We start from the raw sequence: 16,866 nt of genomic DNA, 5'->3' as shown, positions 1-16,866 counted from the left end.
AGGCCTTTTTTATAGGTAATGGATGATGGCTATAACGAATACAATTTCAAAAATTGGCCCAAATACCTGGAAAATCGCATTTATCTTTGCATTCCTCGCCCTGCTGGTCGATGGTGCGGATTTAATGCTGCTTTCCTACAGCTTAAACAGTATTAAAGCTGAATTTGGCCTAACCTCTGTGGAAGCTGGGATGCTCGGAAGCTTTACCCTTGCAGGTATGGCAGTTGGAGGTATATTCGGAGGGTGGGCTTGTGATAAATTCGGTCGTGTACGTACCGTCGTTGTCTCAATCCTTTTATTTTCGGCATTGACTTGTGGTCTTGGTTTTACCCAAAGCTTTGCTCAATTTGGTGCATTACGTTTCTTCGCTTCTCTTGGATTGGGTTCTTTGTATATTGCATCGAATACTTTAATGGCTGAGTACGTACCAACTAAATATCGTACAACTGTTTTAGGTACATTACAGGCTGGCTGGACAGTTGGCTATATCGTTGCGACCTTGCTTGCGGGCTGGTTAATTCCAGATCACGGCTGGCGCATGCTGTTCTATGTGGCTGCAATTCCAATCGTAATGGCGATCCTGATGCACATCATGGTTCCAGAACCAGCTGCATGGCAAGAAAACCGCTTCAAAAAAGTTGAAGTGACTGACAAACCTGCTGAGTCGACCTGGAAGCTGATTTTCCAGGATAAGAAAAACCGCAACATGTTTATCTTATGGGCTTTAACTGCTGGTTTCCTTCAGTTTGGTTACTATGGCGTTAATAACTGGATGCCGACATACCTTGAAAGTGAACTCGGTATGAAGTTCAAGGAAATGACTGCCTACATGGTCGGTACTTATACCGCGATGATTCTCGGTAAAATCCTTGCAGGCTTAATGGCAGATAAATTCGGACGTCGTTTTACTTATGCCTTCGGTGCAATTGGTACAGCGATCTTCCTGCCATTGATCGTATTCTATAATTCACCAGACAACATTCTATACTTATTGGTGATCTTCGGTTTCCTATATGGTATTCCATATGGTGTGAATGCAACATATATGACTGAAAGCTTCCCAACCAATGTACGTGGTACAGCAATTGGTGGTGCATATAACGTCGGTCGCTTGGGTGCAGCGATTGCGCCAGCTACGATTGGTTATCTGGCAACTGGCGGTTCGATCGGTTTAGGCTTCCTGGTCATGGGTGCAGCATACTTTATCTGTGGTCTGCTCCCTGCACTGTTCATCAAAGAAAAACTCTACGATCCTCAAAAATCTTAATCCGTTTTAGAAAAAGCCTCCTAGGAGGCTTTTTTCATAATCAATTCCCAACTTTCTATTTAAAAACTTTTTCACTGTGGTAAAATACCGCTAAGCGAAACAGGATTTCTTATTATGGAAGATATTTCTAGAGAATCGATGGAGTTTGACGTTGTGATCGTAGGTGCGGGTCCTGCCGGCCTGTCTGCTGCAATCAAGATCCGTCAACTTGCAATTGAAAACAATTTAAATGATCTGTCCGTTTGTGTCGTAGAAAAAGGCTCCGAAGTCGGTGCACATATTCTTTCGGGTGCTGTGCTTGAACCACGTGCCATGAACGAACTATTCCCGAACTGGAAAGAAGAAGGTGCACCTTTAAATGTACCAGTGACAGAAGACAAAACTTTCTTCCTTCTTTCAGATGAAAAATCACAAGAAGCACCGCACTGGATGGTGCCTAAAACTATGCATAACGATGGTAACTACGTGATCTCACTGGGTAACGTGGTGCGCTGGTTAGGCCAGAAAGCCGAAGAGCTGGAAGTATCGATCTTCCCGGGCTTTGCTGCTTCTGAAATTCTGTATCATGAAGATGGTACGGTGAAAGGTATCCAAACCGGTGACATGGGTATTGGTAAAGATGGCGAACCGACGCATAACTTTGCGCCGGGTTATGAGCTGCATGCCAAATACACCATCTTTGCTGAAGGCTGCCGCGGTCATTTAGGTAAACGCCTGATCCAAAAATTCAATCTGGATAAAGATGCTGATCCACAGCACTACGGGATCGGCATTAAAGAACTTTGGGAAATTGATCCTGCCAAGCATAAACCAGGTCTGGTAATGCATGGTGCAGGCTGGCCTTTATCTGAAACCGGTTCTTCAGGTGGCTGGTGGTTATACCATGCTGAAAATAACCAGGTGACATTAGGCATGATCGTGGATCTTTCTTATGAAAATCCACACATGTATCCATTCATGGAAATGCAGCGCTGGAAAACCCATCCACTGATCAAACAGTATCTGGAAGGCGGTAAACGTATTTCTTATGGTGCGCGTGCCGTAACCAAAGGTGGTTTTAACTCCCTGCCGAAATTCACCTTCCCGGGTGGTTCTTTAATCGGTGATGATGCCGGCTTCCTGAACTTTGCCAAGATCAAAGGCTCACACACTGCCATGAAATCCGGCATGTTGTGTGGTGAAGCGGTATTTGAAGCGATTGCTGCCGGTGTAAAAAAAGGCGGTGACCTTGCCGTTGCACGTGTAACTGAAGGCGAAGACTTCTTCGTAAAAGAGCTAACTGCTTATACAGACAAGTTCAACAACAGCTGGTTAAAAGAAGAGCTGTACAGCGCGCGTAACTTTGGCCCGGCAATGCACAAGTTTGGTCAATGGATGGGTGGTGCATTCAACTTCATCGACCAGAACGTATTCAAAGTGCCATTCACCCTGCATGACCTGGTTCCTGACTTCAGCACGCTAAAAACGGTTGATGCAGTGAACTTCAAGCCGAACTATCCAAAACCGGATGGTAAGCTGACGTTTGACCGTCTGTCTTCTGTGTTTGTATCGAACACGGTGCATGAAGAAAACCAGCCTGCGCATTTAAAACTGACCGATGCTTCGATTCCAGTAGATGTCAACTTACCAAAATGGGATGAGCCTGCACAGCGCTACTGCCCGGCGGGTGTTTACGAAATCATGGAAAATGATGACGGTTCAAAACGCTTCCAGATCAATGCAGCGAACTGTGTACACTGCAAGACCTGTGACATCAAAGATCCATCTCAGAATATCACCTGGGTAACACCGGAAGGTGGCGGTGGTCCGAATTACCCGAATATGTAGGGTAATTTGTGTGAGTAAGAAATCTTTTTCTTGTTCATATACCCAATTTTGAAGCAGTTATAACTAACACTTCACTTTAATTTTTTAGGTAATCCCAGTTCCCTAGGGAGCTGGGATTAAAAATAATCAAGAATAAAAACAGATTCACGTCTTTTTCGCTGACTTGCTGCTTAGACCAGCTTATTGACTGTGAAATACTGTGCCTCAGTAGAAAACCAACACCTTATCTAGTCATTTTTATCCATATACGTTGTCTTTAATTAAAATTAATTGCCTGAATATACAAACACTTTAGTCGTATTCCTCTTTGGTTCTTCCTATTCAAAATGCTATTGTACAAAAAGTTTCCAATTTCTCATTTTCTAATCACGATCTAGTTTCATGACTTATAAACTGAATGCCCGACATCTGGTGCTAGACCTGCTCTATGCCTCACATAACTCTACTGTTAGCATCAAACAGATGTTATGTGCAGCAGATTTATTAGGAATCTCTGACAACAGCTTGCGGGTTGCAGTCGCACGACTCAATCAGGATCAGATCATTCAGTCAGTAGAACGCGGCATTTATCAGTTAATTGAAAAAAAATTTGATACTTCTTTTATCAGCCTGAACAAACATCCCAATATGCAGACCGCTACGGCTTGGGATGGTAAGTACATTCTGGTTTATACCGGTGCTTTGGGGCGAGTAGATCGTACGGCCTTATCTAAACGGGAAAAAGCCCTGCGTTATTATGGATTTCAGGAACTGGAACAGAATGTGTTTATCCGCCCGGATAATTTACAACTTGGTTTGAATGAGCTTAAATCAGCAGCCGTCAAGTTTGGTCTGGATCAAGGCGCACGATTTTTTCAGGTCAGCGAGATCGATCAGCACACTCATGTATCTGCACTTTGGGATATTCATGGCCTGCATCAAACTTATTTGAATATCAGTCAGGAAATTGAACAATGGTTTGAAAACCATCAACAGTTATCCTTGGCTGAATCAGCTAAAACTGCCTTTTATCTGGCAAAATCTGCTGTATTTAGTCTGCGTGCAGATCCGCTATTGCCTGAAGAATGGCTAGACGCTCCAGCCCGACAAAAGTTTGAACTGGCTGTACGGCGTATGGAAGAACAAGGCCAGCAGTTATGGCAGCAATATTTTCAGCAGCAAGGCGTATAATTTATTTCCTATACAATCACAAAAATAAATTGACTGTAATATTTTAATTCAAATATAGTGACAAGAAATACAAGAACTAGATCAAGGCAGAATAATGAACAGTAAAGTGAGTGTCACAGAGCTATTTAGCCGTGAAGAAATCAAAGAGCTGACCACCCCATCCGACTTACAGGGGGCTCTGGCAGTAGGCTCAACTTGGGCTGTGATTGTTTTGACCTTTGGCACAGTCGCTTATAGCTGGGAATATTTACCAGTCTGGGGAAAAATATTGATATGTGCCTTGGCATTAGCCATTCTGGCAGGTCGTCAGCTGGCTATGGCCATTTTAATGCACGATGCCTCACACCACAGTCTGTTTAAAACCAAGTGGCTAAACACACACTTCACTGACTGGTTGTGCGCCCGTCCGATCTGGAATGAGGTCGGTAAATATCGTCCTTATCATTTGAAACATCATGCCCGCACCTCTCAACCTGATGATCCAGATTTAGGTTTGGTGAAAAACTTTCCAATTACTAAACAATCATTATTTAGAAAATTCTTTAGAGATTTAAATGGTCAATCCGGCCTAAAATTTCTGGCTGGCCGAGTCTTGATGGATTTAGAACTTCTGGAATGGAGTGTTTCCAATGATCCGAAACCAATTCCTCGTGGTAATCGCAGTAACTTGGAACTGGCAAAGAATCTGTTAAAAAATAGCTCGGGCATGCTGATTTCTAATGCTGCCCTATTTTCTGCACTTTGGGCCAGCGGTCATCCGAAACTTTATTTATTGTGGCCGTTAGCTTATATCACTCCTTTCCCACTCTTTATTCGTATCCGGGCAATGGCTGAGCATGCTGGTCTGGAAACTAGCCATTCTGCTTTAACTAATACCCGTACCACCCGTGCAGGATGGCTAGCGCGTGCTTTCGTTGCACCGATTCATGTAAATTATCATATTGAACATCATTTAATGGCCTCTGTTCCACATCAAAATCTGCCCAAAATGCATCAGATGCTGCGAGAGCGCGATTACGTGAAAGCGCCACCCAGTTATAAAGATGTAATTGTGTCATTATTAAAAGGCTAAAATTAAAAGATCGAAGTTTAAAAATACATTATAGGTGATAGCAAAATTCCTCAAACTTTATGTTGATGGCTTTCTTTATGCCTAGAATGCTCATGAGAGTGGGCTGATTGCCGATGCTGTTCCGGGGGACAATCTTCTGCTTCAATTTGTAATGTCATCTCGGTAATGTGATGTTCATGGTGCAACATCTCGAATGCCTCCTGATGCAACTTTTTATAGTCAACGTCTGGCGCAACCAAATGCACGGTTAGCATGACTTTCTTGGAAGTAATCGCCCAGACTTTTAGCTGATGAATATCTTTAACACCGTCTAGCGCCAGTAGGTCATGGCGCAGTTTTTCAATATCGATTTCATCGGGAACTCCTTCCAGCAGAATATTGATGCTCTGTTTCAATAAAATCCATGTCCGTGGAATGACCCAGAATCCGATCATGACCGCAATCACGGTGTCAATCCACATCCAACCGCTGAAATAGATGATGATTGCGCCAATAATGACACCCACCGAACCTAGTGCATCACTCAGTACTTCCAGATAAGCCCCTTTAATATTCAAGCTTTCCTGACTGCTAGAAACCAGAATTTTCATGGAGATCAGGTTAATGACCAGTCCAAGTATGGCGACAATCAACATGCCCAGACTTTCAATTTCAGGGGGATGGCTCAGGCGCTGGTAAGCTTCGAACAAGATATACATCGCCACCAGAAATAGCATAATCGCATTAAACAAAGCTGCCAGAATTTCAAATCGCTGGTAGCCAAAGGTACGTTTATCATCTGCGGGTTTTTGCCCGATCTTAATCGCAGCCAGTGCAATCGCCAATGCAGCGGCATCGGTAAACATATGTGCTGCATCAGAAAGCAAGGCCAGACTCTGAGTCATAAAACCGGCAATAACTTCTACAATTAAAAAGGCTGTCGTTAGGGCTAAGGCGATGGACAGTTTTTTGGCATTCTTGGCACTAACTTCTACATGACTATGATCATGATGATGTGATCCACCCACCTTATACTCCTTTTCATTTGAATCTGATTCTAAGTTTTAGCTACTTCTTATTACCTATACTTTCTATACTACGCTTGCTCTGCTGATATTTAAGCAATTTTTTGTATAACTTGGCTCTCTTTTAAAATATCCATGTCTATTCATTAAGCAAACTTAGTACTTAAATTATTAAATTAACCTCTCTACCGGACATAGAATCAAAACTCAGCATGAGTCCTCAATTTTTCATTTTCCAAAATCCAGGACTGCACTGAAGATCGCTGAAAATTACGCTGGATATAGGCCTGAATCTTTTCGGGAAGCTCAACATCATGACTAAGCAGACGATGCAGCATAAAGGCTAGATCAAAGTCTGCAATTGACCATTGTTCGGTGAGCCACAACTCTTCAACTAAAATTTCTGTGATTGCCAGTAAGCGCTGAATATCCTGCATGGTTTCAGCCGATGCGATTAAAGGCCTTTTAGGTGGAACAAAGATCGAAGTTGAAAGCATATCCTGCCGGATAGAGGAAAAATCAGTTTTAATCAAAGCCTGAACGGCGCGACATTTTGCTCTGGCTTTCATCTCTGCAGGATATAAAGCACGATAATCCGGTGCCGGAAAAGCATCTTCCAGGTATTCAGTAATCGCCCACGATTCAAATAAATGAAAATCATCAATGATCAGACAAGGGACTTTGCCACTCGGACAAATTTTACGATAAGCTAAAGATTGCTGTTCCAGCAGATCCAGATCGATCATTTTTTCCTGAAAGTTGAGTCCTTTCTCTTTTAGAGCCACATAAACCGACATGGTATAAGGACTGATACGTTTTTTATCGACATATAAGCAGATATTGTGCATTTTTTATCCTGCCTCTTATGATTATCCACTGCTTTCTACTCTAACGCCTTTTTTATAGAAAAGGAAAATATCGCTGCATATTGATACAAAGCGGAGTTATAGTCTTACATAGGATTGCCGATTCGGATGAATCACCTACCTAAGGCTAAATCACCGGATTAAAAAGACTTCTAATTTTTTGCAGAATAACGTTAAATAAATATTTTCCATTTAGACCTGACTGCTATGCTGAACCTTGATCACTTCCCCGATACCGTATATGCCATTCAACATCTGGCTTTTGAAGACCTAGGTGCCTGGGAAGATGTATTTTATCAGTTGGGATTACGTGTTCGCTATTTTGAAGCCGGTATTGATGACCTGCGTAAAGCGTATGAATATAAAGGTCTGACAATTATTTTAGGGGGTCCAATTGGTGTTTATGAAACGGAGGACTACCCTTTCTTACAACAAGAAATAGACTTACTTAAAGTGCGTTTAGAAAAGAATTTACCCACTTTAGGTATTTGTCTGGGTGCTCAACTCATGGCTCATGCACTCGGTGCTAAAGTCTATGCAGGACATAGCAAAGAAATTGGCTGGTCTAAACTTAGTCTTCCAGCCACTGAGAATAATCCACTACAAGCCTTGGAAAATATTGAAGTGCTACATTGGCATGGCGATACTTTTGATCTGCCTAAACAGGCTGAATTATTAGCCAGTTCCAATCTCTATCCAAATCAGGCTTTCCGGATAGGATCAAATATTCTGGCTCTGCAATTTCATCCTGAAGTCGCTGGCGATAGCCTGGAAAAGTGGCTAGTTGGTCATACCTCTGAATTACGTCAAGCTAAAATTAATATCCCAGTTCTTCGGGCAGCCAATCTTCAATTTGCACCTGTACTGGAAGGCACTTCTAAAGCTGTCCTAGAGCAATATCTGACTCAGTTAAAAATAGTATCTTGAGCAAAGGTACTGGATAAATATTTATAATTAAAAGTTTGCAAAATAGATTAATGGAATCATAGCTAAGATTTTTTAGTTTAGATAGATGCCGATTCTGTTTCATAATTCATCTATTGGCCCAATAAAAAAGCACCTTTATAAAGGTGCTTTTTTATTTTTATGCAGAATGGAAATAAATCTTATTTCTTTGCAGGTTCTGTAGGAATGGTCGCTTCAGTGGTGATCTGAACAGTAATCTTGTCACTCACATGCGGAACATTCGCGCCTAAGCCGAATGCAGAACGGTCAAATGATGTTGTGGCATTGAAACCAATTGCCGGAACTTTTGCCATTGGATGTTCACCCTGTTTATTTAACACGGCATCCAATACCACTGGTTTGGACACGCCTTTAACGGTTAAATTACCGGTAATCTTGAAGTTCTTTTTGTCCTTGGTTTCTACCTTAGTACTTTTGAACGTAATATTTGGATATTTGGCTGCATCAAAGAAATCTTCTTTCTTTAAATGGTCATCCAGTGCAGTTACGTTGGTATTAATACTAGAAACTGGAATGGTCACATCTACAGAAGATTTTGCTGGCTGTTCATTGTCGACCACAATTTTACCCTGAATATCAGAGAAATTGCCTGATGGCGTAGAAAACCCAAAATGGTTCCAGCTAAATACCGTCGCAGTATGACTCGGATCAATTGTATAAGTCACCGGTTTTGCAAAGCTAAAAGTTGCAATAGATGCGGCTACCAAGCCTAAAGTTAATGTTTTCAAATTCATGTTGTTATCTCTCGTCTGAATTAACTTCAGTTTATAGAATCTTGAACCGTTTACATCCCTAAAGATAAAACGTTTTGTTGCAACTATGAAACGATAAAATTGTAAATTCTCGTGTAAATCTAAGCATTTAAGACATACGATACTGGATAAATCCGGTTTTTTTGGCCACTTTATCATAGAGCAATCTGGCTTTATGGTTCGATTCATGGGTCAGCCAGTACACCCGATCACAATTACGCTGCTTTGCTACATCATAGATATGCTGAATCAGTACACGTGCTATGCCCTGCCCGCGATAATCCGGATGAACAAATAAATCCTGCAAATAGGCATAAGGACGCATGGTCCAGCTACTGTCATGCTCAACCACATGAACTAGCCCGACTACTTTTCCATCAATCAGTGCAGCAAAACCATACATATTGTCCTGTCCAGGACTAGTGAGCTTGGCCCAGGTATTTTCACTGATTTTTTCTGAAATTTGCGCCTCATAAAAGGTTTGATAGCCTTTCCATAAAAACAGCCATTCCGGCTGTGATATTTGCTCTAGAGATTTGATCTGGATCTGGGATGATATTTCCATATTGAGTAACTTCTTTGGTTTATGTCTTTAATTATCTTTAAGTCAATTATTTACGATATGAGTCATTAGGTTTTTATGATGGCACGAACTTAGATTTATCTCATCTAATGTTCATAAGCAACTGTCAGAGGAAATCATCCGACATAAAAAAAGCCCCATTCAGGGACTTTTAGTATTTTCTGTTAAAGTTTTTCAACCAGAATACGATCCACCTGTTTCAAACCAGAATGCTTTTCATGGTTCTTACGACGTACTTTAATGATTTTTTCTTCAGCCATTTCCTGAAGTAATAGCTCAACCGCAACCATTGCTTCAAGGGGTAGATCCTGCCCGATCCATTTCTGCTCGCCTGCATCCATTAAAGTAATTTCATCACTAATTTGTTCATACAAGCTCATGTTTATCTCACTCTTTCATTTCAATTATGGGAGAACACTTTTTAGCGGTTGCCACATGAAAACAAGGCTAGAAAGCGGAAAAACAAAAGACGCCCCAAAACTGGGGCGCCCTTAAAAAACGACTTAATCAGTTGATTAAGCAGTAATCTCTTTTACAGCTGCTACAACAGCTTCAGTTGTAATGCCGAAGTGTTTAAACAGGTCTTTAGCAGGTGCAGATTCGCCATAAGTGGTCATGCCGATCACACGACCATCCAGACCTACAAATTTCCACCAGTAATCTACATGTGCAGCTTCAACCGCTACACGTGCACGAATATTTGAAGGAAGAACCGCTTCACGATACGCAGCATCCTGTTTCACGAACTCTTCAGCACATGGCATAGATACCACACGTACACCTTGAAGCTGTGCATAAGCTTCCATTGCAAGAGAAACTTCAGAACCAGTCGCAATGATGATCGCTTTCAATTCGCCTTTTTCTTCAGCCAGAACATAACCACCTTTCGCTACATTCTCAATTTGTGCTTGAGTACGCGTTTGGAATGGCAGGTTTTGACGAGAGAAGATTAACGCTGTTGGGCCTTCTGAACGCATCAAAGCAGATTTCCAGGAAATCGCTGCTTCAACAGTGTCGCATGGACGCCATGTATTCAGGTTTGGTGTACCACGTAAAGATGCGATTTGTTCGATTGGCTGGTGTGTAGGACCATCTTCACCCAGACCGATTGAATCATGAGTGTAGACATGAATCACGCGTTGTTTCATCAGTGCAGACATACGTACTGCATTACGTGCATATTCCATAAACATCAGGAATGTTGCTACGTAAGGAATGAAACCTCCGTGAAGAGCAACACCATTGGCAATCGCAGTCATACCAAATTCACGTACACCGTAGTGAACATAGTTACCTGCTGGATTGTCCTGTACGCCTTGTGCACCTTTCCAAAGTGTCAGGTTAGAACCTGCAAGGTCAGCAGAACCGCCTAGTACTTCTGGTAGTGAAGGCACAAGAGCTTGTAACGTATTTTGGCTCGCTTTACGTGTAGCAATGGTTTCTTCTTTTGCATTTACTTCAGCGATATAAGCATCCGCTTTTGCAACAAAGTCAGCTGGAAGATCACCAGAAAGACGACGTTTTAATTCAGCTGCTTCTGTTGGATATTTTGCTGCATAAGCGGCAAAAGTTTCATTCCATGCTGCTTCAGCTTGTGAACCTTTATCTTTGGCATCCCAAGCTGCGTATACATCCTCAGGAATGACAAATGCTTCGTCTGACCAGCCTAAAGCTTCACGAGTCAATACGATTTCGTCATTACCCAAAGGTGCACCGTGACAGTCTTCTTTACCCTGTTTGTTTGGTGAACCTAAACCGATCACTGTTTTACACATGATGATGGTTGGTTTATTCACTTCAGCTTTTGCTTCAACAGTGGCTTGACGGATTGCATCAGCATCATGACCGTCAACTTTGATCACTTGCCAGCCATAAGACTTGAAGCGTTGTTCTGTATCGTCAGAGAACCAGCCTTCAACTTCACCGTCAATCGAAATACCGTTGTCATCATAGTAAGCAATCAGCTTACCCAGACCTAAAGTACCTGCCAAAGAACATGCTTCGTGAGAAACACCTTCCATCAAGCAGCCATCGCCCAGGAAGCAGTAAGTGTAGTGATCTACAACTTTGATATCTTCCTTGTTGAATTGCGCTGCTAAAGTTTTTTCAGCCAGTGCAAAACCAACAGCATTTGCGATACCTTGGCCTAATGGGCCAGTGGTTGTTTCAATACCCGGTGCATAGCCCAATTCTGGGTGACCTGGAGTTTTAGAATGAAGTTGACGGAATGCTTTAAGATCTTCAATTGAAAGATCATAGCCCGTTAAATGAAGAAGTGCGTATTGAAGCATAGAGCCATGGCCATTCGACAATACGAAACGGTCACGGTTAGCCCAATTCGGATTTGTTGGGTTATGGTTTAAGAATTCGCGCCAAACCACATCAGCGATATCTGCCATCCCCATTGGAGCACCTGGATGTCCTGAGTTTGCTTTTTGCACAGCATCCATTGCCAATACACGAATTGCGTTTGCAATACGACGTTCATTAAGCGGGGTTGTCATAAATCAGCGTCCAAATAAATTCAGAAGAAATAGGAAATGATGAAAAGACTTTCAAAACTGCCGTCTATTGTCTTAAAAAAACAGCGAGGGGTAAAGACTAGCCTACAATATTTATCAATTTATTGATCTTGTATTTACCTATCGGATAAATATTCTGCACTTTTAAGGTGCATTGATTGACTAGAGTCTAAGTTAAATTCTAATAAGATGATAAATCTGGGATTATTCTTAACTATTTTTTATAAATTAAACTTTTACAATATATTGAATTCCTCTTCAGGATACCTCCAGCTAGGAGTCAAAACAGAAGATCCAGACTTAAATAAGTGATCTTTTTCCAGTCCATAAAAATGCATATGTGAATATCTAATGTCTGCCCAAGATCATCAGACATGAAAAGATAAAGGTTGAAGTTCAATCAGGCTAGTCGATACCACGAAAATCATTGTCCTCGGCAATCTTTAGGTAAATAACGCTGACTGATATCGCTCGAAGAACAACTGCCGCCATAGACATCAAAGGCGATGGATTTGCCACGGATTGCCGTATCTATCCCATCCTGCCGTAGCTTAAATTCAATCCGGCAAGCTGCATTGATCACGACTTTTTCAATATATTGGGTTCCGCTGCCAATTTGACGGCCTGCATCACAGTGACCATCAGAGGCAATAAATTGAGTTCGATAGCTACCTGCCTGCTCAAAAACCTCTGCTAGTTGGCTTCGCACGACATAACTGTGATAACTCATGCCTGCTACTGTCGCCAGAATGGCAATAATTGTGAATACAATCATGACTTCAATCAAGGTAAACGCCTTTTGATACATGCTTTTCCATCTCCGTACAGTCTTTTAAACAAGTCCATACCAAAAGATTTCGCCACTTCCTGACAGGCGGTTTCTGAAGGCTTGAAGCTACTATGCAGAGTCGTACTATTTGCAGCAAGGCTGTCTGTCGTATGATCAATACACCCGCCTTAAGTTATTAATAGAATGATCACTTTCCTTAATATTTTAAACACTCTAATTTTTATATTTTTCTTAGTATTTAGTTCTGCAAATTTGTTTGGAAATATCACTGCTTAATTAGCGTCTCTTATCAATTCACAGACTATTTATTAAGTTTATTAAATGAATCTAGCCTGCTGTTTAATTAGGCATATCAGTTTTTTTAATTCCAATAATCAAATAAAAGCACAATAATTTGAAACAATTTCGTGCAATTTTGTCGAGTTGCGCTAGTCCTAGAGCACAAGTCGATGTAACATATCGGGTCTTTAAATTTAACTGTGATAGGACTATGCGCGAGTACGCTGTATTTACTTCGGAATCTGTAAGCGAAGGCCATCCAGATAAAATGGCTGACCAAATCAGTGATGCTATCTTGGATGCAATCTTAAAAGAAGACCCATACGCACGGGTTGCTTGTGAAACGCTTGTAAAAACAGGTGCGGTTGTACTTGCCGGTGAAATCACAACAACTGCGAACATCGATTTTGAAGCGGTTGTCCGCCATACCGTTAACAGTATTGGTTATCATCATTCTGACCTAGGTTTTGATGGTTCGACCTGTGCGATCATCAACATGATCGGTAAGCAGTCTCCTGAAATTGCTCAGGGTGTAGACCGTCAGAAACCTGAAGATCAAGGTGCTGGCGACCAGGGCTTGATGTTTGGTTATGCCAGCCGTGAAACTGATGTACTCATGCCTGCGCCAATTTCTTATGCGCACCGCTTAATGGAAAAACAGGCTGAATTACGCCGTAACGGTACATTGCCTTGGTTACGTCCAGACGCAAAAAGCCAGGTGACTTTCGCTTATGAAAATGGCGTGCCTGTTCGTCTAGATGCTGTTGTGCTTTCAACTCAACACGATCCTGAAATTTCACAAGCTCATTTAAAAGAAGCTGTGATTGAAGAAATCGTGAAAAAAATCATTCCTGCCGACATGTTCCATGCAGACACCAAATTCCACATCAATCCGACCGGGATGTTTGTGATCGGTGGTCCTGTAGGTGACTGTGGTCTGACTGGCCGTAAAATCATTGTAGATACTTACGGCGGTATGGCACGTCACGGCGGTGGTGCATTCTCTGGTAAAGATCCATCAAAAGTTGACCGTTCTGCTGCTTATGCAGGCCGTTATGTTGCGAAAAACATTGTCGCTGCGGGTCTTGCTGATAAATGTGAAATTCAGGTGTCTTATGCAATTGGTGTTGCCGAGCCAACTTCAATTTCAATCAATACTTTCAATACAGGCAAAGTGTCTGATGAATTGATCGTTCAATTGGTTCGTGAGCACTTTGACCTGCGTCCATATGGTATTACCCGTATGTTGAACCTGATCCAGCCAATGTATAAACAGACTGCGGCTTATGGTCACTTTGGTCGTGAAGGTTCAGATACTGCATTTACTTGGGAAAAAACTGACAAAGTCGAAGCACTTAAAGCATCTGCTGGTCTATAAGTTTTCAAGTTTTAAAAGCTCGCTTTATGCGGGCTTTTTTATGGCTTCTACTTTTAGCCTGACAAAAATTGAGCTGGAAATAGTTGTGTTTTGTTACATCTAAAACTCATATTAAAACGGATAAACTTATTCTTTATAAGCAGTGAGAAGCAATCCATATAAGGGTTGTAAGAAAATACATTCAAATAATCAGACGATTTATATTTGGCAAAAATTGTATAAGCCTTTATAAAAATTACATTTAGCGAACAAATTCTGATCTAATTATTAGCATAAATTCAAATAAATACTCGCTAGACTGTTTTCGACCTTACAACTACAAAGGATATGACACGATGAATAAATTACTTGTTGCTTTGGGTTTAGCTGCAACCGTTGCTTTAGTGGGTTGTAATAAGAAAGAAAATCCTGAAACAGGTGCGACAACTGGCGAACATTTAGAAAATGCTGCTACTCAAGCAGGCCATGATATGGAAGATGCCACTCATGAGGCTTCTCAGGAAACTGACCAAGCCATGGATAATGCGGCTGCAAATGCTTCCCGTGCCGCTGATGAAGCCGCCGCTGCGACTTCTCGAGCAGCAGATGCAACTGCTGAAGCCGCTAAAAACGCGACTGCTGCAACTGCCGGTGCTATTGAAGAAGGTGCAGGCAAAGTACGCGAGAAAGCTGAAAATTAATTTTTAAAGCTTTAGATCTTTAAAAGCCTGCTTTGCAGGCTTTTAAACTTTTTATACATTTCACTATTAGGCAGGTGATTGTTCTAATTAAGCTGATATCTTTTGAAATAATCACGACCTTATATCATTTAAATTCATAATTATTATCAGTTATCAGGATGTTTAATTGGCTCTTAGAAATTCTAGATCAGCCCATTTTAGTGAGAAATTGCGTAATATACGCGACTTTATTTTTTAAAGCTTGATCTCCCATGTTTGTTATTGCTGCGTCTTCCCAGCGATCGAATCTCTCGGTCTGGGTGGCTTTTATTTTACTTGTATTAGGAACTGTCGGTGCCTATCACATCGTGGGCCTGAACCAGGCTCTATTATTTCTGGTGGGTGGTGCACTGGGTATGACCTTGTATCATGCCTCGTTTGGTTTCACCTCCAGCTGGCGCGTCTTTATTAAAGAACGTCGTGGTCGTGGCTTACGTGCCCAAATGATCATGCTGGGTCTTGCTGTCTTGCTATTTTTTCCTGCTTTAGGCGCAGGTGAACTGTTCGGTAATCCAGTTCAAGGCTTTGTCAGTCCAGTTTCGCTTTCTGTGGTAATCGGGGCATTTATTTTCGGGATTGGCATGCAGCTCGGTGGCGGTTGTGCATCAGGCACACTTTATACCGTTGGTGGTGGTAGTGCCCGTATGCTGGTAACCCTGTTCTTCTTCTGTGCTGGCTCACTGATTGCGACTTCGCATATTGACTGGTGGTTTAACCTACCCCATTTCGCACCCATCTCCATTGTAGAAAGTTTTGGTGTCATTCCTGCACTTGTTTTGAGCTTTGTCATTTTTGCTGTTATTGCTACTGCAACTATCTTTTTTGAAAAGAAACGTCATGGCAATTTAGAAGTTGAACCTCAAAGCCAGCATCAGGGCTGGAAACGCTTTTTGCGTGGTCCATGGCCATTAATCTGGGGTGGAATCATTTTAACCCTGCTTAACTTTGCTACTTTGGCGCTGGCTGGTCGTCCATGGGGAGTTACTTCTGCCCTTGCTGTCTGGGCCGCGAAATCTGCAAGTTTTGTTGGAATTGATGTAGCCTCTTGGGCGTATTGGCAGCAACCAGCCAATGCCAAAGCCTTATCTGAATCGCTCTGGTTCGATATTACGTCTATGATGAACTTTGGCATCATGCTTGGTGCATTATTGGCTGCCAGTCTGGCAGGTAAATTTGCTCCGAACTTCAATATTCCAAAACGTTCATTGGTTGCTGCGGTTATTGGCGGTTTGATGCTTGGCTACGGCGCTCGTCTGGCTTATGGCTGTAATATTGGTGCCTATTTTAGTGGTATTGCTTCGGGCAGCGTACATGGCTGGTTATGGCTGGTCTTCGCATTCCTTGGAAATGGTCTGGGTGTAAAACTTCGTCCAATTTTCTTCCCCGGTGAGAAACCTCAACCAGAAAAACTGACTGGTTGCTAAATAAAAAAGCCCATCTTTGCGATGTAATGCCAGTCAGTTAAGAGATTGACTGGCATTTTTTTGGGTATTTCTGTGGTTTCCCTTTCACAACTCGTGGGTAGTTTCTACTTCTTTTTTTCGGTAAAACATACCTTTTAGATTTTTCCATTAAACTTTCTAGATGTTTAGGCAAATTACCTGCGGAAGCCAAAGAATCAAACTTCAATAGGTTAAGGATAGCAATAGAGGTAATATGAAAGCTCATTCT

At 41.9% G+C, this 16,866-nt stretch carries 15 protein-coding genes and 1 pseudogene; 8 read left to right on the top strand and 8 right to left on the bottom strand.

What is annotated here, in order from left to right:
- Window positions 1-25 precede the first annotated feature (25 nt).
- From FTV12_RS02265 to FTV12_RS02250, 4 genes are all read left to right on the top strand, one after another.
- Window positions 26-1,267, top strand: a complete 1,242-nt coding sequence (locus tag FTV12_RS02265; protein ID WP_004786258.1) for an MFS transporter — start codon at window positions 26-28, stop codon at window positions 1,265-1,267.
- A gap of 114 nt (window positions 1,268-1,381) precedes the next feature.
- Window positions 1,382-3,094, top strand: a complete 1,713-nt coding sequence (locus FTV12_RS02260; RefSeq protein ID WP_180012231.1) for an electron transfer flavoprotein-ubiquinone oxidoreductase — start codon at window positions 1,382-1,384, stop codon at window positions 3,092-3,094.
- A gap of 381 nt (window positions 3,095-3,475) precedes the next feature.
- Window positions 3,476-4,264 carry a PaaX family transcriptional regulator C-terminal domain-containing protein gene (locus FTV12_RS02255; protein WP_005235191.1) on the top strand — a complete coding sequence of 263 codons (789 nt, stop codon included), beginning with the start codon at window positions 3,476-3,478 and terminating at the stop codon, window positions 4,262-4,264.
- A 94-nt stretch (window positions 4,265-4,358) separates the two neighbouring features.
- On the top strand, window positions 4,359-5,336 hold the full coding sequence (locus FTV12_RS02250; RefSeq protein ID WP_180012233.1) for a fatty acid desaturase family protein: 978 nt from the start codon (window positions 4,359-4,361) through the stop codon (window positions 5,334-5,336).
- Between the two features lie 50 nt (window positions 5,337-5,386).
- On the opposite strand, the gene FTV12_RS02245 is transcribed toward FTV12_RS02250, so the two are convergent.
- Together FTV12_RS02245 and yfcF are read right to left on the bottom strand one after the other, a co-directional pair.
- Window positions 5,387-6,343, bottom strand: coding sequence for a cation diffusion facilitator family transporter (locus FTV12_RS02245; protein WP_180012235.1), 957 nt, complete (start codon window positions 6,341-6,343; stop codon window positions 5,387-5,389).
- A 197-nt stretch (window positions 6,344-6,540) separates the two neighbouring features.
- A complete protein-coding gene (gene yfcF, locus FTV12_RS02240; protein WP_179993381.1) occupies window positions 6,541-7,188 on the bottom strand; it encodes a glutathione transferase in 648 nt (215 codons plus the stop codon).
- A 225-nt stretch (window positions 7,189-7,413) separates the two neighbouring features.
- Here yfcF and FTV12_RS02235 point away from each other — a divergent pair, with 225 nt between their 5' ends.
- Entirely contained in the window at window positions 7,414-8,133 is a 720-nt protein-coding gene (locus FTV12_RS02235) for a glutamine amidotransferase (RefSeq protein WP_179993380.1), read from the top strand.
- Window positions 8,134-8,312: 179 nt separating this feature from the next.
- On the opposite strand, the gene FTV12_RS02230 is transcribed toward FTV12_RS02235, so the two are convergent.
- The 5 genes from FTV12_RS02230 to FTV12_RS02210 form a co-directional block, all read right to left on the bottom strand.
- The gene (locus FTV12_RS02230; protein ID WP_179993379.1) at window positions 8,313-8,906 is read right to left on the bottom strand and encodes a YceI family protein; all 594 of its coding nucleotides are present in this window, start codon (window positions 8,904-8,906) and stop codon (window positions 8,313-8,315) included.
- Window positions 8,907-9,033: 127 nt separating this feature from the next.
- Window positions 9,034-9,489, bottom strand: a complete 456-nt coding sequence (locus FTV12_RS02225) for a GNAT family N-acetyltransferase (protein ID WP_179993378.1) — start codon at window positions 9,487-9,489, stop codon at window positions 9,034-9,036.
- Window positions 9,490-9,671: 182 nt separating this feature from the next.
- The gene (locus tag FTV12_RS02220) at window positions 9,672-9,887 is read right to left on the bottom strand and encodes a hypothetical protein (RefSeq protein WP_004786275.1); all 216 of its coding nucleotides are present in this window, start codon (window positions 9,885-9,887) and stop codon (window positions 9,672-9,674) included.
- 135 nt (window positions 9,888-10,022) lie between these two features.
- Window positions 10,023-12,011 carry a transketolase gene (gene tkt / locus FTV12_RS02215; RefSeq protein ID WP_179993377.1) on the bottom strand — a complete coding sequence of 663 codons (1,989 nt, stop codon included), beginning with the start codon at window positions 12,009-12,011 and terminating at the stop codon, window positions 10,023-10,025.
- 442 nt (window positions 12,012-12,453) lie between these two features.
- Window positions 12,454-12,837, bottom strand: a complete 384-nt coding sequence (locus FTV12_RS02210; protein ID WP_179993376.1) for a prepilin-type N-terminal cleavage/methylation domain-containing protein — start codon at window positions 12,835-12,837, stop codon at window positions 12,454-12,456.
- A gap of 472 nt (window positions 12,838-13,309) precedes the next feature.
- Between FTV12_RS02210 and metK the strand changes: the two genes are divergently transcribed.
- The 3 genes from metK (at window position 13,310) to FTV12_RS02195 (ending at window position 16,619) form a co-directional block, all read left to right on the top strand.
- Window positions 13,310-14,476: a methionine adenosyltransferase gene (metK, locus tag FTV12_RS02205; protein ID WP_004786281.1), complete on the top strand. Its 1,167-nt coding sequence runs from the start codon at window positions 13,310-13,312 to the stop codon at window positions 14,474-14,476.
- A 335-nt stretch (window positions 14,477-14,811) separates the two neighbouring features.
- Entirely contained in the window at window positions 14,812-15,156 is a 345-nt protein-coding gene (locus tag FTV12_RS02200; RefSeq protein ID WP_004786283.1) for a hypothetical protein, read from the top strand.
- Window positions 15,157-15,407: 251 nt separating this feature from the next.
- Window positions 15,408-16,619: a YeeE/YedE family protein gene (locus FTV12_RS02195; protein WP_034169960.1), complete on the top strand. Its 1,212-nt coding sequence runs from the start codon at window positions 15,408-15,410 to the stop codon at window positions 16,617-16,619.
- A gap of 37 nt (window positions 16,620-16,656) precedes the next feature.
- Here the strand turns inward: FTV12_RS02195 and FTV12_RS16425 are convergent.
- Window positions 16,657-16,866, bottom strand: a pseudogene (locus tag FTV12_RS16425) (DDE transposase); the annotation flags it as partial.

Source organism: Acinetobacter sp. YH12233 (assembly GCF_013417725.1).
Lineage (GTDB): Bacteria > Pseudomonadota > Gammaproteobacteria > Pseudomonadales > Moraxellaceae > Acinetobacter.
This window is presented reverse-complemented; position numbering and strand designations above follow the sequence as displayed.